Here is a 21864-nt window from a genome sequence, read left to right as displayed (position 1 = left end):
GAGGTACCGATAATGAATGCGATGGAACGCGCCGCACACAAGCAAGTGCGCCACGACCTGGAGGAGCAACGCGCTACCAGCGAACAGCTGCAGGCTGCCCTCAGCCAAGCCCGTGAGCAGATCGCCACGCTCAACGACAACCTGCACAGTGCCAATGCCAAGCGCCATCTGGCAGAACAGCGGCTGATCAAGACGCGCGCCAGCCTCACCTATCAATTGGGTTATCAATTGAAGGCCGGCACCCGCTCGCTGGGCGCATTGCTGCGCCTGCCAGCGACCTTGTTCAGGCTGTACCGCCAGGCCCGCAGGAGCCGTCCGATCACCCAGCAAGCAAGCGCTGAGCACCCACGACAGCCGCTGCCAGCCACGGCACCGGTTACAGCGACACCCCGGCCCCGTCCGCTGGCAGAGGCCGACTACATCCACGACCACCTGTTGCCAGGCGCCCAGGGCAATGCCCAGCCACTGAGAGTGGCCTGCGTGATGGACCCGTTTACCTACGATGCCTACCGCCACGAATGCCAGTTGCTGCAACTGACCCCGGCCCACTACCTGGCAGAACTTGAAGCGTTCCAACCCGAGCTTCTGTTTATCGAGTCGGCTTGGCGCGGCAAGGATGACCTGTGGCACAACAAAGTGGGGCACAACTGCGAGGAACTGCGGGGCACCTTGCAGTGGTGCAAGGAGCACGGCGTGCCCACGGTGTTCTGGAACAAGGAAGACCCCGTGCACTACGAAACCTTCCTCAATACGGCCAAGCAATTGGACTTTGTATTCACCACCGATATCGACTGCATTCAGCGCTATAAAGGCGCATTGGGACACGAGCGTGTCTACCTGCTGCCCTTTGCGTGCCAGCCCGTGGTGCACAACCCGATTGAGCTGTATGAACGCAAGGACGGGTTCTGCTTTGCCGGTGCCTACTACGTCCGTTATCCCGAACGGACCCGTGACCTGGTCAATCTCATCAGCGAACTGCCACGCTTGCGCCCCTTGGAGATCTTTGATCGCAACTTCGGCAAACAAGACACCAACTATCAGTTCCCCGCCGAATATCAACCCTACATCGTCGGCACGTTGAGCCCTGCACACATGGACCTGGCCTACAAAGGCTATCGCTACGGGGTCAACCTCAACTCGATCAAGCAATCCCAGTCCATGTTCGCGCGGCGCGTCTTCGAGCTGCTGGGCTCCAACACCCTGACTGTCAGCAATTTTTCCCGTGGCCTGCGCGTATTGCTGGGTGATCTGGTAATTACCACCGACAACAGTGCGCACATGCTCAACCGGCTCAAGGCGCTGGCGGATAACCCGCAACATAGCGCCAGACTGCGCCTGGCCGGTTTGCGCAAGGTGATGCAGGAACATACCTACGCCCATCGCTTGCGCTATGTCATGGCCAAAGTCAGCGGCACGCCCCAAGACGATCCCTTGCCCACGATTTGCATCATCGCCAATGCGCGCAACAATGCCGAGCTGCAGGCACTGACCCGGCACCTGCAGCGCCAGCGCTACAGCAATATCATCATGAAGGTCGTGGTGAACACGGGCGCAACCGCTACAGACCCGCGATTACACCTGATCAGCCGCACGCAGTTGAACGCCGTTACCGTGGCTGAACTGGCCAACGGCGCCGCCTGGGTTGGCGCGATGGTCGCGCAGGACTACTACGGCCCCCACTACCTGCTCGACCTGGCCCTGGCCACGCGCTACAGCCAGGCCAACGTGATCGGCAAGGCGGCGCACTACGTAGCCGATGAACATGGCATCCACCTGCACAATGCCGGGCAGGACTACCGCTGCGCCAGCGCCATCGCCGCCCGTTGCGCGCTGATCAAGCCCTCATTGCTGGCCAGCCAAACGGTTGGCGACTGGCTCCGCGCCCTGCCCTCCCTTGAGTACCGCAACCCGAAGGCCCTGGCGAGCGACGTCTTCAACTATTGCAAAAACGCGGCGGGCACCCACCCGCAGCAGGTCAGCGCCATGGTGGATGATCTTGCGGTGGATAGCGGTGTGAGCCTCGCCACCCTGCAACGGCACGCCGAAACCATTCCCCCGCTGCAAGCGAGCGCCAGTACGCCGTACATCAGTGGTGCAGCCCTGGCGAAACTGTTTGCCCCCATCGCCAGCAAGTTCCTGCAAACCAAGGTCGATGCCGATACCTGGCATATCTCCTCATCCCTGGCGGACGGTAGGCACGAGTACCATTACGCCAGGCAGGAACTGCCCGTGGCCCAACTGGCAACCGACGCGCCTCTGCAACTGTTCCTCGACGCCACCCCAGGCCTGAACATTCAGTTGGTCGTCCTGTTCCTGGATGCACAGAAACAACGCATCAGCCATCTGCTGCAAACGGCCAATCGCAACCAGAGCTGCGGGGTCCCTCCCGAAACCGCCTACGTGCGCCTGGGAATCCGTGCTTACGCAAGCGGCAGTTCCACGATCAAGGAACTGGTCCTCGGCCATCGTGATATCCAGCCATCCACCCTGCTCGCCAAGGCCGGGCACCTACTGCTGACCAACCACTACCCGGCCTATGACGATCTGTACCGCAACGGCTTTTTGCACACCCGTGTAAGCGCCTATCAAGCACAAGGCTTGCCGGTGGATGTGTTTCGCCTGCGCGCAAATGAGCCGGTCAGCTATCAAGAGTTTGAAAACGTCGATGTCATCACTGGCTCCCAGGCAGCCCTGGCCAACATGCTTGGGTCAAGGTGTTATCAATCGGTGCTGGTGCATTTTCTGGACCCGCAGATGTGGGAAGTCCTGCGCCTGCACGCCATCCCCACCATCGTCTGGGTGCACGGTTCCGAAATCCAGCCATGGTGGCGTCGGGCGCACAACTACGGCAGCGATGCGCAACGGCAGCTGGGCAAGCTCGAAAGCGAGCGGCGCATGGGCTTCTGGCGCAAGCTGCTCAACCCCATGCCGGCCAATTTGCAGTTGGTGTTCGTATCGCATCACTTTGCCGAAGAGGTCATGGAAGACCTGGGCTTTCGCCTGCCAAAAGGCCAGTACCGGATCATTCACAACCCGATCAACACCCAGTTGTTTTCCTATCAAGAAAAACCGCCGGAACAGCGTAAGAAAATCCTCTCGATCCGCCCTTATGCATCGCGCACCTATGCCAATGACCTGAGCGTCAAGGCCATCCAGTTGCTGGCGCAAAAGCCCTGGTTCAGTGAACTGCAGTTTCGCCTGATCGGGGATGGGCCGTTATTCGAGGAGACATTGGCGCCCCTGCGCCAATACCCCAACGTACAGATTGAAAGGGGCTACTTGAAACAGTCCGAAATCGCCGAACTGCACAAACACTATGGGGTATTCCTGTGCCCCAGCCGCATGGATACCCAAGGTGTCTCTCGTGATGAAGCAATGGCCTCGGGCCTGGTACCGATCACCAATCGAGTCGGGGCAATACCGGAGTTTGTCGATGACAACAGTGGTTTTCTAGCGGCCCCGGAAAGTTTCATCGAGCTGAGCGAAGCCATTGAAACCCTGTTCCTGCACCCCTGCACTTTCCAGGAAAAATCCCTGAGCGCCAGACAACGCGTGGTCATGCAAAGCGACACGCTGCAGATTTCAAAAGCTGAACTCAACCTCATACGAGACACAAATGACCATCGAGAAAGAGTCGACACTCCAGATAATCCTGCTATCGACACTCGGCTGGTGCATGTCATTGGCTCGTAAATTCATACGAGTCACTCCGACCGCAACTTTCACCGCCCATACCGCACATTTTTGCGCGCAAGGCCTATTGATCGTAACGTTCCTGTTACCGCTGAAAATCCTCATCCTGCTGGGCTCCGAGTCAATTCCCGAATATTTGCCGCAGGCATTCAAGTCGTTCAGCAAACCCTGGCTGATTATTGGCCTCAGTTTATTGACCGCTGTGTTTTATGGCCTCTATTTGCTGTCGGAAGTTATCGCGTCACGTTATTCGAGAACGGGCGCCTACCAACTAATGAACCACAACCAGAAGTCCAACAGTCTGGGTAACCAGCGACCTCTGGCAGTACTGGCGTTCTCCAGGTTCACCCGGGGCTTGTCTGCGGCCAGTTTTGTGACCATTGCCCTGAGCCTATTGCTTTACATCTACCCGGCGCTGCTGACCATTGCCCTGGCCTATATTGCGGGGGTCACGACACTGATCATCGTTTTATACAATCGCAAACACCGCATACGTTCAATTGTGCAGCGCCACCATCATGCGTTGCTCAATGCACTTTCGTCCCTGGGGTTCCTGGGGACATTTGCCTTCATGGTCATGGACTTTCTGTACATGACACCTGCCCCCATCTCTATCGCGCTCATTTCATTGATTCTGGTCCGGCAAAGCCTTGCCCGGCTCAAGTCGATGATTGAGGACGCTATCTACCTGAAAAACCATCAACAGAAAATCAATGCGCTGTTCTTCGCCTATTGATTGCCAACGTGCCGAACAGGAGTGGGTTCCCGTGAATCGTATTGCCATGCTCGTATGGAACGAATTTCGTAACGACGCCCGCGTGTTGAAACAGGCCCAGACACTTCAGTCGGCGGGCTATCAAGTCACGGTTTTTGCCCTGCATACCCCAGGTATAACCTGCCAAAAAGAAACCCTCGCGGATGGCACTCAGGTGATACGAGTCGCGCGGCGTCCGTTATGGCGGTGGCGCAGCGCCAAGGCGCAACAATCGAGGGGCGCGTCGGCGACTGGCAAGCCAATGTCAGTGCTGCGCGTACTTGCGCGGGTATGGACACATATCGGCCTGGTGACCCGTATCGCCTGGCATCGCGCAACGGTGATCCACGCCCATGACGTCAATACCCTGCCCAGCGCCTGGCTCGCCGCCCGGCTCAGCGGGGCCAAGCTGGTGTATGACGCCCACGAAATCAGCACCAGCCGCGAAGGTTACGGGCGCTATCGCCAGTGGGTGGCGCGGGTCGAGCGCACGCTGATGCCCAGGACTGACGGCAACATCACCACCACCGAGACGCGGGCGAAGTTCTTTGCCCGCGCCTACGCCATCGCCCGCCCGCTGGTGCTGCAGAATCGGCCACGGTTGAGCAGCAGCCCGCCAACACAACGGATCCGCCATGAACTGGGGCTGGTACAGCCCTGGCCGATCATCGTCTATCAGGGCGGATTGCAGCAGGGACGCGGGCTGGAGCGCCTGCTGCGGGTAGCGGCAAGCGTACCGGATGCCTATTTCGTGTTGATTGGGGGCGGAAATCTGTGCGGGCCGCTGCTGGCATTGCGCGATGAACTGGGCCTGGCCGAGCGCGTGCATTTTATCCCCGTGGTGCCCCTGGCGGATCTGCCCAGCTACACCGCATCAGCCGATATTGGCGTGCAACCCATCGAACACACCTGCCTGAACCACTTCACCACCGACTCCAACAAGCTGTTCGAGTACGTGATCGCCGGGCTGCCGGTAATAGCCACGGACTTCCCGGAGATTCGCCGGATTGTCAAAGCCCATGACATCGGGTTGCTGGTGCCGGCCGGTGACGACCTGCAATTGCGCGCGGCTCTCAGGCATTTGCTGGATGACCCGGTGCTACGCCGCAGGTATGCCGGCAACACACGAATTGCCGCCAGGTACCTGAACTGGGAACAGCAGGAGCCAGAGCTCGTGACGCTGTACTACCGGTTGACGGGCATGGGCCAGGTGCATCCATGACGATGCGTATCCTGTTGTTGAGCTACTACTACCCACCTGACCTGGCAGCATTTCGGGTCGAAGCGATGGTCGAGGCCCTGCTCGCACACCCTGGCGGCGAGGCGCAGATCGACTTGCTCACCACTTGTCCCAACCGCTATGCCGCCTCTTACGTGGCAGGCAGCGATGGCCCACAACGACCGGGGCTTTGTATTACGCGCATAGCCCTGCCCAGGGCCCCCAACAACTTCCGCGATCAGGCAAGGGGGTTTGCGGCCTATGCCCATGGCGTACGCAAGGCGATAAAAGGCAAGGAGTACGACTTGATCCTTGCCTCCTCCTCGCGGCTGATGACCGCCGCGCTGGCGGCCTCTATTGCCCGGGCTCGCAAGACCCCGCTCTACCTGGATATCCGCGATATTTTCGTCGATGTGCTGCCCGAGCTTTTCCCTGGCCTGCGTGGCAACATCCTCGCCCGGCTGTTTGCCGTGGTCGAGCGACTGACGATCAACCAGGCCTCGCGGATCAACCTGGTGTCACCGGGGTTTCTCGGTTACTTCGTCGCACGCTATCCGCACAAGAGGTTTGCCACCTTTACCAATGGCATTGACGATCTGTTTTTCCAGTCAGCGTTCCCCCAAGGCATACCCTGCGCACCTGCCGGCCGATTGAAAATCGTGTATGCCGGCAACATCGGCGCCGGCCAGGGCCTGGAGAAAATCATCCCGCAACTGGCGCAACGGTTGGCCGACCGTGCCAGCTTTTATGTGATTGGCCATGGCGGCACACTGCACAAGTTGCGCGATAAGCTGCAACGCCTGCACATCACCAATGTCGAGCTGATTGCCCCCATGCCCCGCGCCCAGCTCATCAATCACTATCGCCAGGCCGATGTGCTGTTTTTGCACCTGAATACGTTCAAGGCATTCCTCAAAGTCATACCCTCAAAACTGTTCGAGTACGCCGCCACCGGCAAGCCGATCCTGGCGGGCCTGGATGGTTACTCAAAACACTTCGCCACCACCCATATCGCCAACACCGCAGTGTTTGCCCCCGCAGACCTGGAGTCCGCCATCGCCGCCCTGGCTCGACTCAGGCTCGAACCCACCGACCGTTCGGCATTCATTCGCGATTACGCGCGCACGACCATCCAGCAACACATGGCGATCGACATTCTGAGCACCCGATAAGCGCCCGCCGATTATTGCAAAAATAAGTTAAATAAAAGCCCGCCGGGGCCGACAACCTGTCAAAGCCTTGCGGATTGATCAATCATGCGTAATAACCAACCCGTTACCCAGCGCGAACGTACCTTCCCCGCTCAACAACGGTTGATCTCCACGACCGATGCCAAAGGCGTGATCACTTACTGCAACGACGCGTTCGTCGAAATCAGTGGGTTTTCCCGGGATGAACTGATGCGCGCCCCGCACAACCTGGTTCGCCACCCGGATGTGCCGGCCGCGGTGTTCGCGCATATGTGGGCGACGCTCAAACAAGGCTTGCCATGGATGGGCATCGTCAAGAACCGCTGCAAGACCGGCGATCACTACTGGGTCAACGCCTATGTGACCCCGGTGTTCGACGGCGAACAGGTGATCGGCTACGAGTCGGTACGGGTCAAGCCGACCGCCGAGCAGATCCGCCGTGCCGAAGCGCTGTACCAGCGGATCAACCAGGGCAAGTCGGCCATCCCGCGCAGTGATAAATGGCTGCCGGTGTTGCAGGACTGGCTGCCGTTTATCCTGGTCAGCCAGTTGAGCTTCCTGATCGGCATCTGGTTCAACTCCCACTGGGGTTTTGCCCTGGCCGCCGCACTGTCGGTGCCGCTGGGCCTGCTCGGCCTGAGCTGGCAGCAGCGCGGTCTCAAGCGCCTGTTGCGCCTGGCCGAACAGACCACCTCCGACCCGCTCATCGCGCAGATGTACACCGACAGCCGTGGCGCGCAAGCACGCCTGGAGATGTCGATCCTCAGCCAGGAAGCCCGCCTGAAGACCTGCCTGACCCGCTTGCAGGACACCGCCGAACACCTCAACGACCAGGCGCGTCAGTCCAACACCCTGGCCCACAACAGCTCGACCGGCCTGGAACGCCAGCGCGTGGAGACCGAGCAGGTAGCCACCGCCGTCAACCAGATGGCCGCCACCACCCAGGAAGTCGCCAGCCATGTACAACGTACGGCTGACGCCACCCAGGAGGCCAATCGCCTGACTGGGCGCGGGCGTGATATCGCGGGCGAAACCCGCGAAGCCATCCAGCGCCTGTCAGTGGTGGTTGGGGAAACCGGCGTGACCGTGACCCAACTGGCCAAGGACAGCGACGAGATCGGCGGCGTGGTGGATGTGATCAAGGGCATTGCCGACCAGACCAACCTGCTGGCCCTGAACGCCGCCATCGAAGCGGCGCGCGCCGGTGAAATGGGCCGCGGGTTTGCGGTGGTGGCCGATGAAGTGCGGCAACTGGCGCAACGTACCAGCGAATCCACCGGGCAGATCCATGCCCTGATCGCCAAGTTGCAACAGACCGCCAGCACCGCCGTGCAGACCATGGATGCCGGGCATCGCCAGGCCGAAGAAGGCGTGGCGCGAGTGATGGAAGCGGACGCGGCGCTGGTGGGGATCAGCGAGGCGGTGGCGCACATTACCGACATGACCACCCAGATCGCCGCCGCGACCGAGGAGCAAAGCTCGGTCGCCGAAGAGATCAGCCGCAATATCAGCACCATTGCGCTGCTGGCGGACCAGACTTCGGAGCAGGCGTTGAATTCGGCGCAGTTGAGTGAAGAGCTGACCCATACGGCCAATACGCAGTATTCGCTGGTGGAGCGGTTTAACCGCTAAATTGCTATCGCAGGCAAGCCAGCTCCCACATTTTGATCTGTGAATACATTCAAAATGTGGGAGCTGGCTTGCCTGCGATGAGGCCCTAACGGGTGCCGAGAAAACCAGCCACCTTCCCCGCCGCAGCTTCCAGATGCTGCTCATGGGTAAACCCCGAAGCCTTCAACGGCTTCAAATCGTGATCCCCCGCCACCAGCCACATCACCTCGATGCTCGGCGACAATACATACCCCTCCACCGCCGCCCGATTGCCCAGCGCATCGCGTTCGCCCTGCACAATCAAGGTCGGGGTCTTTAGCCCTGCCAGATGCTCGACCCGTGGCTTCTCTGGCTTACCCACCGCATAGAACGGATACCCCAGGCACACCAGTGCATCTGCCGCCAATTCATCGGCCAATAAACTGGCCATCCGCCCGCCCATGGACTTGCCGCCAATCGCCAAAGGCCCAGCGACATGACGTCGCACCTGGGCATATACCTCGCGCCAGCATTCCAGCAGTTTTGGCGCCGGGTTCGGCGGGCGTTTGCCGCCATCCACACGGCGCTGGGCCATGTAGGGAAACTCGAAGCGCAACACGTTCACGCCATGCCCGGCAAGGCGTACAGCCATGTCGTCCATAAAGCCCGAGTCCATCGGCGCGCCGGCACCGTGAGCCAGGATCAGCGTTGGTGATTGGCCCGCGTCAACGCTCGTGGCCGCATTCCATAACCACCCGTGTTCACGCACACACTGCGCCCATTGATCCCCGTCAATACTGGCCTTGTGCTCTTTGCCCATGCTTGCCTCGCTTTTTAGTCTGCCTATAACTCCAGCCCAAGTGCCGCATCTGCTTGGGTTGAACCGTGGATGGGGAACCATGAACACTACTTTAAGTACCGCCTATAACTACAAGGTGGTCCGCCAATTCGCCATTATGACGGTGGTGTGGGGCATCGTCGGCATGGGGCTCGGGGTTTTTCTCGCCGCCCAGTTGGTATGGCCCGAACTCAACTTCAACCTGCCTTGGACCAGTTTCGGTCGATTGCGCCCACTGCACACCAACGCGGTGATTTTCGCGTTTGGTGGCTGCGCGCTGTTTGCCAGCTCCTTCTACGCGGTGCAACGCACCTGCCAGACCCAGCTGTTCGCGCCGAAAGTCGCCGCGTTCTGCTTCTGGGGCTGGCAGTTGGTGATCCTGCTGGCAGCAATCAGCTTGCCACTGGGCTACACCAGTTCCAAGGAATACGCCGAGCTGGAATGGCCGATCGACATCCTGATCACCATCGTCTGGGTCGCCTACGCCATCGTGTTCTTCGGCACCGTGGCCAAGCGCAACACCAAGCACATCTATGTCGGTAACTGGTTCTTCGGTGCGTTCATCATCACCGTGGCGATCCTGCATATCGTCAACAACCTGGAAATCCCGGTCAGCCTGACCAAGTCCTACTCGCTGTACGGCGGTGCGACGGATGCCATGGTGCAGTGGTGGTATGGCCACAACGCCGTAGGTTTCTTCCTCACTGCGGGCTTTTTGGGGATGATGTACTACTTCGTGCCCAAGCAGGCCGAGCGTCCGGTTTACTCCTATCGCTTGTCCATCGTGCACTTCTGGGCACTGATCACCCTGTACATCTGGGCCGGTCCTCACCACCTGCACTACACCGCGCTGCCGGACTGGGCACAGTCCCTGGGCATGGTGATGTCACTGGTTCTGCTGGCGCCAAGCTGGGGCGGCATGATCAACGGCATGATGACCCTCTCGGGCGCCTGGCATAAGCTGCGCAGCGACCCGATCCTGCGCTTCCTCGTTGTATCGCTGGCGTTCTACGGCATGTCGACCTTCGAAGGGCCGATGATGGCCATCAAGACGGTCAACGCCCTGTCCCACTACACCGACTGGACCATCGGCCACGTACACGCCGGCGCCCTCGGTTGGGTAGCGATGATCTCCATCGGCGCGCTGTACCACATGATCCCGAAAATCTTCGGTCGCGAGCAGATGTACAGCCTCGGCCTGATCAACGCGCACTTCTGGCTGGCGACCATCGGCACCGTGCTCTACATCGCTTCGATGTGGGTCAACGGCATTGCCCAAGGCCTGATGTGGCGTGCGGTCAACGAAGACGGCACCCTGACCTACTCCTTCGTCGAAACCCTGGTGGCCAGCCACCCAGGCTTCATCGTGCGGTTGGTGGGCGGAGCGATCTTCCTCAGCGGCATGTTCCTGATGGCTTACAACACTTGGCGCACCGTGCGTTCGGCACAACCTGCCGAAGTGGCCGCTGCGGCGCAGATGGCCTGAGGAGTCGATGATGAAACACGAAACGATTGAAAAGAACGTCGGCCTATTGATGCTGCTGATGGTGCTTGCCGTGAGTATCGGCGGCCTGACGCAGATCGTCCCGCTGTTCTTCCAGGACGTCACCAACAAGCCGGTCGAAGGCATGAAGCCCTACACCGCGCTGCAACTGGAAGGCCGTGACATCTACATCCGCGAAGGCTGCGTACAGTGTCACTCGCAGATGATCCGGCCGTTCCGCGCCGAGACCGAACGCTACGGCCACTACTCGGTCGCCGGCGAAAGCGTGTGGGATCACCCGTTCCTGTGGGGTTCCAAGCGTACCGGTCCGGACCTGGCCCGTGTTGGCGCGCGCTACTCCGACGACTGGCACCGCGCGCACTTGTACAACCCGCGCAACGTTGTGCCTGAGTCGAAGATGCCGGCCTACCCTTGGCTGGTCACCGCCCAGGTCGACAGCAGCCACACAGAAACCAAGCTCAAGGTCATGCGCACCCTCGGCGTGCCGTACACCGACGCAGACATCACCGCGGCCGTGGACAGCCTCAAGGGCAAGACCGAAATGGACGCCCTGGTCTCCTACCTGCAAGTGCTCGGCACTGCAATCAAGAGCAAGAGGTGAACCATGGGTTTTGAACTGGATACCGGAATGATCCGCGGCCTCGGCACGCTGGTGGTGGCAATTGCCTTCATCGGCCTGTCGCTGTGGGTGTTCAACTCCAAGCGCAACCCGGAGTTCGCCGAGGCCTGCCTGCTGCCATTTGCCGATGAGCCTAAGCCTGACGCCATCGACACCCCATCCGACGCTCAAGAAGAGCCTGTAACAAGGAGCATTCGGCCATGACTACCTTTTGGAGTACATGGATCTGTGTACTGACCCTCGGCAGCCTGATCGGCCTGACCTGGCTGCTGTTCGGCACCCGCAAGGGCGAGACCAAGGGCAGCGTCGACCAGACCATGGGCCACGCCTTCGACGGGATTGAGGAGTACGACAACCCCCTGCCCCAGTGGTGGTTCATGTTGTTCGCCGGCACCCTGGTGTTTGCCGTCGGCTACCTGATCCTCTATCCGGGCCTGGGCAACTGGAAAGGCGTGTTGCCGGGCTATGAAGACGGCTGGACCCAGACCAAGGAATGGGACAAGGAAATGGCCAAGGCCGACGCCAAGTTCGGGCCGATCTTCGCCAAATTCGCAGCCATGCCCGTGGAAGAAGTAGCCAAGGACCCGCAAGCGTTGAAAATGGGCGGCCGCCTGTTTGCCTCCAACTGCGCGGTGTGCCACGGCTCCGATGCCAAGGGCGCCTATGGCTTCCCGAACCTGGCGGACGACAACTGGCGCTGGGGTGGTTCGGCAGACGCGATCAAGCTGACCATCATGAACGGGCGCCACGCCGCCATGCCGGCCTGGGGTGAAGTGTTGGGCGAGGACGGGGTGAAAAACGTCGCGGCCTATGTGCGCCACGACCTGGCCAAGTTGCCGCTGCCGGCTGACAGCAAGGTCGACCTGGCTGCTGGCAAGCAAGCGTTCGACACCACCTGCGTGGCCTGCCACGGCCCAGAAGGCCACGGCGTTGAAGCCATGGGCGCGCCAAACCTGACGCAGCCTGCCGGTTTCATCTACGGCACCAGCCTTGCGCAGTTGCAGCAGACCATCCGTCACGGCCGCCAGGGCCAGATGCCGGCGCAGGAAGCTCTGCAAGGCAACGACAAGGTCCACCTGCTGGCGGCCTACGTCTACAGCCTGTCGCAGAAAGAGCAGAAGTAAGCTTCAAGCTGCACGCTGCAAGAGAAGAGTTCTCAACTCGGCTCTTGCAGCCCTCCCTCTCCCCGCTCCAAACCTGCCCCTTGCAGCTTGCTACTAACCGCTGCGCCCTGCGCCAGATTGTCACACCCTTCTAAAGCACACCTTTCCCCTCTCGCCATTCGGGTCTACGCTTGTTTCCACAGTGGGCCGGTGTTGATCGGTCGCAGCTCGACTTGCACTCGATGAGTCAGACACTCCAGCAGGGTGACAGGCGCAAAGGCTGGCAGTTACCGGCTGTCGTGCCATTGACCATTCGTCACTCCGCCAGCTTGTTTGTACATACCTCGCTACAAGTACCTGCGCCCCCTCAAAATTCCTGTCCAACCCGTCAGCTTTTCATTTTTGATTTTGTCCTTACGCCAAACATGGAAAGGGCGCAGAATCTGGTTTGTAAAGCATTGACGCAGGTCAGCGTTACGTTGCAATGGCACCTCGCTTTCTCCATACTTGCGACCGATTTTTATCCTAATAAAACACCTAAACCGTGGAACCTTAGAATGAGCACAGCAATCAGTCCGACTGCTTATAACTATAAGGTAGTCCGCCAGTTCGCCATCATGACGGTGGTCTGGGGGATCCTTGGCATGGGGCTCGGTGTCTTCATCGCCTCGCAACTGGTCTGGCCGGAGTTGAACTTCGACCTGCCATGGACGACGTTTGGACGCCTACGCCCACTGCACACCAACCTGGTGATCTTCGCCTTCGGCGGATGTGCACTGTTTGCCACTTCCTACTATGTCGTGCAGCGAACCTGCCAGACGCGACTGATTTCCGATGGTCTCGCCGCCTTCACCTTCTGGGGATGGCAAGCGGTGATTGTCGGCGCCATCATCACCCTGCCAATGGGCTTCACCACCACCAAGGAATACGCGGAATTGGAATGGCCCCTTGCCATCCTTCTGGCGATCGTCTGGGTGACCTACGGCATTGTGTTCTTTGGCACCATCGTCAAGCGCAAGACCAAGCACATCTATGTCGGTAACTGGTTCTACGGCGCATTCATCGTCGTGACGGCGATGCTGCACATCGTCAACCACGCGTCCCTGCCGGTGAGTTTCTTCAAGTCCTACTCGGCCTACGCCGGTGCGACCGATGCGATGATCCAGTGGTGGTACGGCCACAACGCCGTAGGGTTCTTCCTGACCACCGGCTTTTTGGGGATGATGTACTACTTCGTGCCGAAACAGGCCGAGCGTCCGATCTACTCCTATCGCCTGTCCATCGTGCACTTCTGGGCGCTGATCACCCTGTATATCTGGGCCGGTCCGCACCACCTGCACTACACCGCACTGCCAGATTGGGCACAGTCCCTGGGCATGGCCATGTCGATCATCCTGCTGGCTCCAAGCTGGGGCGGCATGATCAACGGCATGATGACCCTGTCGGGCGCCTGGCATAAGCTGCGCACCGACCCGATCCTGCGCTTTTTGGTGGTATCGCTGGCGTTCTACGGCATGTCGACCTTCGAAGGGCCGATGATGGCCATCAAGACGGTCAACTCGCTGTCCCACTACACCGACTGGACCATCGGCCACGTCCACGCCGGCGCCCTCGGCTGGGTAGCGATGATCTCCATCGGCGCGCTGTATCACATGATTCCCAAGCTCTATGGCCGGGCGCAGATGCACAGCACCAGCCTGATCAATACCCACTTCTGGCTGGCCACCATCGGCACCGTGCTCTACATCGCCTCGATGTGGGTCAACGGCATCACCCAGGGCCTGATGTGGCGTGCGATCAACGACGACGGCACCCTCACCTACTCCTTCGTCGAAGCGCTGCAAGCCAGCCATCCTGGTTTCATCGTCCGTGCCCTCGGTGGTGCGTTCTTTGCCAGCGGCATGCTGTTCATGGCCTACAACGTGTGGCGCACCGTGCGTGCCTCCAACCCTGTAGAGGCTGAAGCCGCCACCAAGATCGCCGTCGTGGGAGCTCACTGATGAAGCATGAAGTAGTCGAGAAGAATATCGGCCTGCTGGCCTTCTTCATGGTCATCGCCGTGAGTATCGGCGGCCTGACCCAGATCGTTCCGCTGTTTTTCCAGGACGTCACCAACAAGCCGGTCGAAGGCATGAAGCCACGTACCGCCCTTGAACTGGAAGGTCGCGATGTGTACATCGCCAACGGCTGTGTCGGCTGCCACTCACAGATGATCCGCCCGTTCCGTGCTGAAACCGAACGCTATGGCCACTACTCGGTCGCCGGCGAAAGCGTGTGGGACCACCCGTTCCTGTGGGGCTCCAAGCGTACCGGTCCGGACCTGGCCCGCGTGGGTGGTCGTTACTCCGATGACTGGCAGCGTGCGCACTTGTACAACCCGCGCAACGTGGTGCCCGAGTCGAAAATGCCGGCGTACCCGTTCCTCGTGGAAAACAAGCTCGACGGCAAAGACACTGCCAAGAAAATGGAAGTCTTGCGCACCCTCGGCGTGCCTTACACCGACGAAGACATCGCCGGTGCCCAGGCAGCCGTCAAGGGCAAGACCGAAATGGACGCGCTGGTGGCCTACCTGCAAGGCCTGGGCACCATCATCAAAAGCAAACGGTGATCTGAATGGATATCGGGATGATTCGAGGCCTGGGCACCGTTGTCGTGATGGTGGCCTTTATCGGCCTGGCGTTGTGGGTGTTCAGCCCCAAGCGCAAGTCAGAGTTTGAAGACGCGACCTTGCTGCCTTTTGCGGATGATCCCGAAGCCATCAAGCACGTCGAGCAAGCTTCTAGGAGTAACAAAGAATGACTACGTTCTGGAGTCTGTACGTCACAGTCCTCAGTCTGGGTACCATTTTTGCCCTGACCTGGCTGCTGCTGTCGACCCGCAAGGGCCAGCGCGCCGAACAAACGGACGAGACGGTTGGCCACTCGTTCGATGGCATCGAGGAATACGACAACCCACTGCCAAAGTGGTGGTTCATGTTGTTCGTCGGCACCATCGTGTTTGCCCTGGGCTACCTGGTGCTGTACCCGGGCCTGGGCAACTGGAAAGGCCTGCTGCCGGGCTATGCCTACCTCGATAACGACAAGCAAACCCCATTCGCCAACGGCCAGAGCGGCTGGACTGGCGTGCACGAGTGGGAAAAGGAAATGGCGCGCTCGGACGCCAAGTTCGGGCCGATCTTCGCCAAATTCGCGGCCATGCCTATTGAAGAAGTGGCCAAGGACCCGCAAGCCCTGAAGATGGGAGGCCGCCTGTTCGCCTCCAACTGCTCGGTCTGCCACGGTTCCGACGCCAAGGGTGCCTACGGCTTTCCCAACCTGACCGACGCCGACTGGCGCTGGGGCGGCGAGCCGGAAACCATCAAGGCCACCATCATGGGCGGCCGCCATGCAGTGATGCCGGGCTGGGCTGAAGTCATCGGCGAACAAGGCGTGGCTGATGTGGCCGGCTTCGTGCTGACCAACCTCGATGGCCGCAAGCTGCCGGAAGGCGCCAAGGCCGACGTGGCCAACGGCGAGAAACTCTTCGCCGCCAACTGCGTGGCCTGCCACGGACCGGCCGGCAAGGGTACGCCAGCAATGGGCGCACCCGACCTGACCCACCCGGGCGCGTTCATCTACGGCTCCAGCTTCGCCCAACTGCAGCAGACCATCCGTTACGGCCGCCAGGGTCAGATGCCTGCGCAAGAGCAACTGCAAGGTAACGACAAGGTGCACTTGCTGGCGGCGTATGTTTACAGCCTGTCGCACAAAGAGCAGCAAGAGCAGAAGTAAGCTGCAAGCCCCAATAAAAAGCCCCGTACAGCGCATGCTGGCGGGGCTTTTTTGGTTCTGGTGAAGCCTATCGACCGTTTGTAGCTTCAAGCTTGTGGCTTACAACTGCGTAGTAGTAACGTAACTACATTCACCCATCCCGCTGGGAGGCGCCCCATGACTATCACGACAATCTCCAGCCGCGAATTCAACCAGGACACAAGCGGTGCCAAAAAAGCCGCGCGCCAAGGACCGGTTTTTATTACCGATCGAGGCAAGCCTGCCCATGTACTGCTAAGTATTGAGGACTACCAAAAATTGACAGGCATCAACGCCGATATCGTTGACCTGTTGGTGATGCCCGAAGCGGCGGATATCGAGTTTGAAACCGAGCGTGCCGTGATTACACACCGACCCGTGGACCTCTCCTGATGTATCTGCTCGATACCAACGTCATTTCCGAGTTACGCAAACCCCAAGCCGACAAAAATGTGGTGGCCTGGGCCAGAACCGTCGCCGCACCGCGCATGTATATTTCGGCGATTACCTTGAAGGAACTCGAGACGGGGGTGCTGCGAATGGAGCGCCGTGACCCCGCGCAGGGCAAGGTCTTGCGCACCTGGCTCAAACGCCACGTCATGCCGGCCTTCGATGCCAGAATCCTGCCAATTGACGCTGCCGTGGCATTGCGCTGCGCCAGCCTGCATGTGCCCGATTGTGCCAACGAAAGTGATGCGCTTATCGCCGCAACCGCTCTGGTTCACGGCCTGACCGTGGTCACCCGCAATGTCACCGACTTCCAAAGCAGCGGTGTGACACTGATCAACCCATGGGACGAATGACCTTCGAGCCCTGAAAAACCGTCCATACTCATCCTGTCAATTGATTCAAGTCACGTACACCATCAATTGATTTCCCCCAACGCGACCAAAGGTCGCACCCGTTCATCGGTACTACAGGCGTATCATTACGCCACTGCAAGACCCCTATTTTGACCCCGGCTGGCACGTACTGGCCGAGGCAAATCTCCACTGCCGTGGGATGCAATGATGAGCAACCAGATTCCGGTACATGACGTTACCCCGCCTGCCAAAAAAACCAGCGACACCGTCGATCTCTACGCCTCGCGGGAGAAAATCTACACCCGTGCGTTCACCGGGATGTTCCGCAATCTGCGGATGCTCGGCGGTGCCGGGTTGTTCCTGCTGTACTTCGGTACGGTGTGGCTGAACTGGGGCGGGCACCAAGCCGTCTGGTGGAACCTGCCAGAGCGTAAATTCTTCATTTTCGGTGCGACATTCTGGCCCCAGGACTTCATCCTGCTGTCGGGCATCCTGATCATCTCGGCCTTTGGCCTGTTCTTTATCACCGTGTACGCCGGGCGGATCTGGTGCGGCTACACCTGCCCGCAAAGCGTGTGGACCTGGATCTACATGTGGTGCGAAAAGGTCACCGAAGGCGACCGCAACCAGCGGATCAAGCTGGACAAGGCGCCGATGAGCGCCAACAAGTTCCTGCGTAAACTCAGCAAGCACAGCCTGTGGCTGATCATCGGTTTTGTTACCGGCATGACCTTTGTCGGCTACTTCTCGCCGATCCGCGAACTGGTCTTCGACTTCTTCACAGGCCAAGCCGATGGCTGGTCGTACTTCTGGGTCGGCTTCTTCACCCTCGCCACCTACGGCAACGCCGGCTGGCTGCGTGAACAAGTGTGCATCTACATGTGTCCGTATGCGCGCTTCCAGAGCGTGATGTTCGACAAGGACACCCTGATCGTCTCCTATGACCCGCGTCGTGGCGAAGTGCGTGGCCCACGCAAGAAAGGCATCGACTACAAGGCCCAGGGCCTGGGGGATTGCATCGACTGCACCATGTGCGTGCAGGTCTGCCCCACCGGGATCGACATCCGTGACGGCCTGCAGATCGAGTGCATTGGCTGCGCGGCCTGCATCGACGCCTGCGACACCATCATGGACAAGATGGACTACCCTCGCGGGTTGATCAGCTACACCACCGAACATAACCTGTCGGGGCAAAAGACCCACAAGTTGCGCCCGCGCCTGATCGGCTATGCGCTGGTGCTGCTGGCGATGATCAGCCTGCTGGCCACGGCGTTTTTCATGCGCTCGCTGGTGGGTTTCGACGTCAGCAAGGACCGCGTGCTCTACCGCGAAAACGCCGAAGGGCGGATCGAGAACGTCTACAGCCTGAAAATCATGAACAAGGACCAGCACGACCACACCTACGTGCTGGACGCCAGCGGCCTGCCGGACCTCAAGCTGCAAGGCAAGCGCGAGATCAAGGTCGCCGCCGGGGAAATCTTCACTATGCCGGTGGAGCTGTCGAGCGCGCCGGAACAATTGCCATCGAGCACCAACGAGGTGAAATTCATCCTCAAGGATGCTGACGATGACAGCGTCCACGTTGAAGCCAAGAGCCGGTTCATCGGCCCACAAATTCGTTAAAAGAGAGCAGAACAATGCCCGTAGCAACTGCCGCAAGCCCCTGGTACAAGCACCTCTGGCCCTGGATCATCATTGCCATCCTGGCCTGCTCGGTGACGCTGACCTTGTCCATGGTGACCATCGCGGTGAACAACCCGGACAACCTGGTCAACGACAACTACTACGAGGCCGGCAAAGGCATCAACCGCTCCCTGGACCGCGAACTGCTGGCCCAGACCCTGCAAATGCGCGCCACCCTGCACCTGGATGAACTGACCGGTGAAGTGGAACTGTTCCTCACCGGCAACAGCGGGCCGACTACTCTGGAGCTGAACCTGATTTCGCCGACCCAGCCGGAGAAAGACCGCAAGGTCGTGCTCACCCGCAGCCAGAGCGAGCCGGGGCGGTACATCGGCCAGGTGACCGACAAGGTCGAGGGGCGGCGCTTCGTCGAACTGCTGGGGGTCGAAGGCGACAGGACCTGGCGCATGTTTGAAGAGGAAGAAGTCAGCCATGGCACCGACTTGAAGTTAGGTGACGAGCCGTTGCAGGGTGCTGAAGACCTGAAGAACTGACAGCCGCGCTTCGCGCATCGCCGGCAAGCCGGCTCCTACAGGGAGTGTGCGATAACCTTGTAGGAGCGGGCTTGCCCGCGATGAGGCCCTTCCCGCCCACACAGATCCAAAACCATGACCACCCCAACCCCCTGCTACCACTGCGCCCTCCCCGTCCCGCCCGGCAGCCGCTTCACTGCGGTGATCCTTGGCGAGTCCCGCGAGCTCTGCTGCCCGGGTTGCCAGGCGGTGGCCGAGGCGATTGTCGCAGGCGGGCTGGAAAGCTATTACCAACACCGCAGCGAGGCCTCGGCCAACCCCGAAGCGCTGCCCGTGCAGTTGGTCGACGAACTGGCGCTGTACGACCGCGCCGATGTGCAAAAACCCTTCGTGCGCCACGACGGCGACCTGGCCGAAGCCACCCTGTTGATGGAAGGCATCAGTTGCGCCGCCTGCGGCTGGCTGATCGAAAAACACCTGCGCAGCCTGCCCGCCGTGGCCGAGGCGCGACTGAACCTGTCCAACCATCGCCTGCATGTGCGCTGGGCCGATGGGCAGTTGCCGTTGAGCCAGGTGCTCAGCGAGCTGCGCCAGATCGGCTACGCCGCCCACCCCTATCAAGCCGACCGCGCCGCCGAACAACTGGCCAGCGAAAACCGCCTGGCCCTGCGCCAACTCGGCGTCGCCGGCCTGCTGTGGTTCCAGGCGATGATGGCAACCATGGCCACCTGGCCGGAATTCAATATCGACCTGAGCCCCGAGCTGCACGTGATCCTGCGCTGGGTCGCGCTGTTTTTGACCACCCCCATCGTGTTCTACAGCTGCGCGCCGTTTTTCAAGGGCGCCATGCGCGACCTGCGCACTCGCCACCTGACCATGGATGTCTCGGTGTCACTGGCCATCGGCGGCGCTTACCTCGCGGGAATCTGGACCGCGATAACGGGAGTGGGCGAGCTGTATTTCGATGCCGTGGGCATGTTCGCCCTGTTCCTGCTGGCCGGCCGCTACCTGGAGCGCCGTGCCCGCGAGCGCACGGCCGCCGCCACCGCCCAGTTGGTCAACCTGCTACCGGCCTCGTGCCTGCGCCTCAAAGGCGATGGCCAGAGCGAACGCATCCTGCTCACCGAACTGGCCCTGGGCGACCGGGTGCTGGTGCATCCGGGCGCGATCCTGCCGGCTGACGGGGTGATCCTGGAGGGCCAATCGAGCATTGATGAATCCCTGCTCACCGGCGAATACCTGCCACAACCGCGACAGGCCGGCGATAGCGTCACCGCTGGCACCCTCAACGTCGAAGGCGCGTTGACCGTGCAAGTGCGCGCCCTGGGACACGACACCCGCTTGTCGGCCATCGTGCGCCTGCTGGAGCGGGCCCAGGCCGAAAAACCGCGCCTGGCAGAAATCGCCGACCGCGCCGCGCAATGGTTCCTGCTCTGCTCACTGATCGCCGCCGCTGTGATCGGCCTGCTGTGGTGGGAGCTGGATTCATCGCGAGCATTCTGGATTGTCCTGGCGATGCTGGTGGCGACTTGCCCGTGCGCCCTGTCCCTGGCAACCCCCACGGCCTTGACCGCCGCCACCGGCACTCTGCATAAACTCGGCCTGCTGCTGACCCGTGGCCATGTGCTGGAAGGCTTGAACCAGATCGACACAGTGATTTTCGACAAGACCGGCACCCTCACCGAAGGCCGCCTGGCCCTGCGCGCCATCCGGCCGCTGGGCAGCATGAGCAGCGATCTCGCCCTGGCCCTGGCCGCCGCCCTCGAAAACCGCTCCGAACACCCGATTGCCCGGGCCTTTGGCCGCGCGCCGCTGGCAGCTGAAGAGGTGCTCAGCACCCCTGGCCTGGGGCTCGAAGGGCGGGTCGGCGAACGCCTGCTGCGGATCGGCCAACCCGCTTTTGTCTGTGAATTAAGCGGCTGTGGGATTCCCGATTCGCCGCAAGACGCTGGCCAATGGCTGCTGCTGGGCGATACCGGCGGGGCCCTGGCCTGGTTTGTCCTGGATGATCGCCTGCGCAGCGATGCACCGGCGCTGCTGGCCGCGTGCAAGGCGCGGGGCTGGCGTACCTTGCTACTGTCGGGTGACAGCTCGCCGATGGTCGCCAGCGTCGCCGCCGAACTGGGGATCGACGAAGCCCGTGGCGGCCTGCGCCCGGATGACAAGCTGCAGGTGCTGCAACAACTGCACAAGGAAGGCCGCAAGGTGCTGATGCTCGGGGACGGCGTGAATGACGTGCCGGTATTGGCCGCCGCCGATATCAGCGTGGCCATGGGCTCGGCCACTGACCTGGCGAAAACCAGCGCCGATGCGGTGCTGTTGTCCAACCGCCTGGACGCCCTGGTGCAAGCCTTCAGCCTGGCCCGGCGCACGCGCCGGGTAATCATTGAAAACCTGCTGTGGGCCGGGCTGTACAATGGCCTGATGTTGCCGTTCGCCGCCCTCGGTTGGATCACGCCGATCTGGGCTGCGATCGGCATGTCCCTCAGTTCGTTGACCGTGGTGCTCAACGCCCTGCGCCTGACACGCCTGCCGCGCGCCAGTGCCGCGAGCACCACCCCACAGCCCCGCCCGCTGCCGGCTTGAGCCGCGCGGGCATGGAGTAGC

At 60.7% G+C, this 21864-nt stretch carries 19 protein-coding genes; 18 read left to right on the top strand and 1 reads right to left on the bottom strand.

Annotation, left to right across the window (positions count from 1 at the left end; genetic code table 11):
• Positions 1-12: 12 nt before the first annotated feature.
• From HBO11_RS01090 to HBO11_RS01070, 5 genes are all read left to right on the top strand, one after another.
• Positions 13-3693 (top strand): glycosyltransferase, encoded by a 3681-nt coding sequence (locus HBO11_RS01090; protein WP_169954198.1) that lies wholly within the window; start codon positions 13-15, stop codon positions 3691-3693.
• Positions 3617-4429 carry a hypothetical protein gene (locus HBO11_RS01085; RefSeq protein WP_169954199.1) on the top strand — a complete coding sequence of 271 codons (813 nt, stop codon included), beginning with the start codon at positions 3617-3619 and terminating at the stop codon, positions 4427-4429. Before HBO11_RS01090 ends, HBO11_RS01085 begins: the two co-directional genes overlap by 77 nt.
• 31 nt (positions 4430-4460) lie before the next feature.
• Positions 4461-5669 (top strand): glycosyltransferase family 4 protein, encoded by a 1209-nt coding sequence (locus HBO11_RS01080; RefSeq protein ID WP_346266864.1) that lies wholly within the window; start codon positions 4461-4463, stop codon positions 5667-5669.
• The gene (locus HBO11_RS01075) at positions 5666-6838 is read left to right on the top strand and encodes a glycosyltransferase family 4 protein (protein WP_169954200.1); all 1173 of its coding nucleotides are present in this window, start codon (positions 5666-5668) and stop codon (positions 6836-6838) included. The genes HBO11_RS01080 and HBO11_RS01075 overlap by 4 nt, the downstream gene beginning before the upstream one ends.
• An 84-nt stretch (positions 6839-6922) precedes the next feature.
• Positions 6923-8488 carry a PAS domain-containing methyl-accepting chemotaxis protein gene (locus HBO11_RS01070; protein ID WP_038442232.1) on the top strand — a complete coding sequence of 522 codons (1566 nt, stop codon included), beginning with the start codon at positions 6923-6925 and terminating at the stop codon, positions 8486-8488.
• An 85-nt stretch (positions 8489-8573) separates the two neighbouring features.
• Here the strand turns inward: HBO11_RS01070 and HBO11_RS01065 are convergent, their stop codons facing one another.
• The gene (locus HBO11_RS01065) at positions 8574-9266 is read right to left on the bottom strand and encodes an alpha/beta family hydrolase (RefSeq protein WP_262380930.1); all 693 of its coding nucleotides are present in this window, start codon (positions 9264-9266) and stop codon (positions 8574-8576) included.
• Between the two features lie 79 nt (positions 9267-9345).
• Between HBO11_RS01065 and ccoN (HBO11_RS01060) the strand changes: the two genes are divergently transcribed.
• The 13 genes from ccoN (HBO11_RS01060) to HBO11_RS01000 all read left to right on the top strand — a co-directional run bounded on the left by ccoN (HBO11_RS01060) (position 9346) and on the right by HBO11_RS01000 (position 21843).
• Positions 9346-10770, top strand: a complete 1425-nt coding sequence (gene ccoN, locus HBO11_RS01060; protein ID WP_169954201.1) for a cytochrome-c oxidase, cbb3-type subunit I — start codon at positions 9346-9348, stop codon at positions 10768-10770.
• A gap of 10 nt (positions 10771-10780) precedes the next feature.
• Complete coding sequence (gene ccoO / locus HBO11_RS01055; protein ID WP_029300055.1) at positions 10781-11389, top strand: cytochrome-c oxidase, cbb3-type subunit II; 609 nt, start codon at positions 10781-10783, stop codon at positions 11387-11389.
• A gap of 3 nt (positions 11390-11392) precedes the next feature.
• Positions 11393-11611: a cbb3-type cytochrome c oxidase subunit 3 gene (locus HBO11_RS01050; RefSeq protein WP_169954202.1), complete on the top strand. Its 219-nt coding sequence runs from the start codon at positions 11393-11395 to the stop codon at positions 11609-11611.
• On the top strand, positions 11608-12531 hold the full coding sequence (gene ccoP, locus HBO11_RS01045; protein ID WP_169954203.1) for a cytochrome-c oxidase, cbb3-type subunit III: 924 nt from the start codon (positions 11608-11610) through the stop codon (positions 12529-12531). Before HBO11_RS01050 ends, ccoP (HBO11_RS01045) begins: the two co-directional genes overlap by 4 nt.
• A 536-nt stretch (positions 12532-13067) precedes the next feature.
• The gene (ccoN, locus tag HBO11_RS01040; protein ID WP_057439486.1) at positions 13068-14510 is read left to right on the top strand and encodes a cytochrome-c oxidase, cbb3-type subunit I; all 1443 of its coding nucleotides are present in this window, start codon (positions 13068-13070) and stop codon (positions 14508-14510) included.
• Positions 14510-15118 (top strand): cytochrome-c oxidase, cbb3-type subunit II, encoded by a 609-nt coding sequence (ccoO, locus tag HBO11_RS01035; protein WP_029300047.1) that lies wholly within the window; start codon positions 14510-14512, stop codon positions 15116-15118. The genes ccoN (HBO11_RS01040) and ccoO (HBO11_RS01035) overlap by 1 nt, the downstream gene beginning before the upstream one ends.
• 5 nt (positions 15119-15123) lie before the next feature.
• Entirely contained in the window at positions 15124-15309 is a 186-nt protein-coding gene (locus tag HBO11_RS01030) for a CcoQ/FixQ family Cbb3-type cytochrome c oxidase assembly chaperone (protein ID WP_003175465.1), read from the top strand.
• Positions 15306-16280: a cytochrome-c oxidase, cbb3-type subunit III gene (ccoP, locus tag HBO11_RS01025; RefSeq protein ID WP_169954204.1), complete on the top strand. Its 975-nt coding sequence runs from the start codon at positions 15306-15308 to the stop codon at positions 16278-16280. The genes HBO11_RS01030 and ccoP (HBO11_RS01025) overlap by 4 nt, the downstream gene beginning before the upstream one ends.
• A gap of 156 nt (positions 16281-16436) precedes the next feature.
• On the top strand, positions 16437-16691 hold the full coding sequence (locus tag HBO11_RS01020) for a type II toxin-antitoxin system Phd/YefM family antitoxin (RefSeq protein WP_169954205.1): 255 nt from the start codon (positions 16437-16439) through the stop codon (positions 16689-16691).
• Positions 16691-17101: a type II toxin-antitoxin system VapC family toxin gene (locus HBO11_RS01015; protein ID WP_169954206.1), complete on the top strand. Its 411-nt coding sequence runs from the start codon at positions 16691-16693 to the stop codon at positions 17099-17101. Before HBO11_RS01020 ends, HBO11_RS01015 begins: the two co-directional genes overlap by 1 nt.
• Positions 17102-17308: 207 nt before the next feature.
• Positions 17309-18724, top strand: a complete 1416-nt coding sequence (gene ccoG / locus HBO11_RS01010) for a cytochrome c oxidase accessory protein CcoG (protein ID WP_169954207.1) — start codon at positions 17309-17311, stop codon at positions 18722-18724.
• Positions 18725-18738: 14 nt separating this feature from the next.
• The gene (locus HBO11_RS01005; RefSeq protein ID WP_057960318.1) at positions 18739-19278 is read left to right on the top strand and encodes a FixH family protein; all 540 of its coding nucleotides are present in this window, start codon (positions 18739-18741) and stop codon (positions 19276-19278) included.
• Positions 19279-19392: 114 nt separating this feature from the next.
• Positions 19393-21843: a heavy metal translocating P-type ATPase gene (locus HBO11_RS01000; protein WP_169954296.1), complete on the top strand. Its 2451-nt coding sequence runs from the start codon at positions 19393-19395 to the stop codon at positions 21841-21843.
• The last annotated feature ends 21 nt before the right edge of the window (positions 21844-21864 follow it).

The organism is Pseudomonas sp. WS 5010, assembly GCF_012985565.1.
In the GTDB taxonomy this organism is placed as follows: Bacteria; Pseudomonadota; Gammaproteobacteria; order Pseudomonadales; family Pseudomonadaceae; genus Aquipseudomonas.
This window is presented reverse-complemented; position numbering and strand designations above follow the sequence as displayed.

Coding starts and splice junctions, on each gene's coding strand:
- ccoN (WP_169954201.1), top strand. CDS start 9,346: ATGAACACTACTTTAAGTACCGCCTATAACTACAAGGTGGTCCGCCAA.
- ccoG (WP_169954207.1), top strand. CDS start 17,309: ATGAGCAACCAGATTCCGGTACATGACGTTACCCCGCCTGCCAAAAAA.
- HBO11_RS01050 (WP_169954202.1), top strand. CDS start 11,393: ATGGGTTTTGAACTGGATACCGGAATGATCCGCGGCCTCGGCACGCTG.
- HBO11_RS01065 (WP_262380930.1), bottom strand. CDS start 9,266: ATGGGCAAAGAGCACAAGGCCAGTATTGACGGGGATCAATGGGCGCAG.
- ccoP (WP_169954204.1), top strand. CDS start 15,306: ATGACTACGTTCTGGAGTCTGTACGTCACAGTCCTCAGTCTGGGTACC.
- HBO11_RS01085 (WP_169954199.1), top strand. CDS start 3,617: ATGACCATCGAGAAAGAGTCGACACTCCAGATAATCCTGCTATCGACA.
- ccoO (WP_029300055.1), top strand. CDS start 10,781: ATGAAACACGAAACGATTGAAAAGAACGTCGGCCTATTGATGCTGCTG.
- HBO11_RS01020 (WP_169954205.1), top strand. CDS start 16,437: ATGACTATCACGACAATCTCCAGCCGCGAATTCAACCAGGACACAAGC.
- HBO11_RS01030 (WP_003175465.1), top strand. CDS start 15,124: ATGGATATCGGGATGATTCGAGGCCTGGGCACCGTTGTCGTGATGGTG.
- HBO11_RS01015 (WP_169954206.1), top strand. CDS start 16,691: ATGTATCTGCTCGATACCAACGTCATTTCCGAGTTACGCAAACCCCAA.
- HBO11_RS01090 (WP_169954198.1), top strand. CDS start 13: ATGAATGCGATGGAACGCGCCGCACACAAGCAAGTGCGCCACGACCTG.
- ccoP (WP_169954203.1), top strand. CDS start 11,608: ATGACTACCTTTTGGAGTACATGGATCTGTGTACTGACCCTCGGCAGC.
- HBO11_RS01075 (WP_169954200.1), top strand. CDS start 5,666: ATGACGATGCGTATCCTGTTGTTGAGCTACTACTACCCACCTGACCTG.
- HBO11_RS01000 (WP_169954296.1), top strand. CDS start 19,393: ATGACCACCCCAACCCCCTGCTACCACTGCGCCCTCCCCGTCCCGCCC.
- ccoN (WP_057439486.1), top strand. CDS start 13,068: ATGAGCACAGCAATCAGTCCGACTGCTTATAACTATAAGGTAGTCCGC.
- HBO11_RS01070 (WP_038442232.1), top strand. CDS start 6,923: ATGCGTAATAACCAACCCGTTACCCAGCGCGAACGTACCTTCCCCGCT.
- ccoO (WP_029300047.1), top strand. CDS start 14,510: ATGAAGCATGAAGTAGTCGAGAAGAATATCGGCCTGCTGGCCTTCTTC.
- HBO11_RS01005 (WP_057960318.1), top strand. CDS start 18,739: ATGCCCGTAGCAACTGCCGCAAGCCCCTGGTACAAGCACCTCTGGCCC.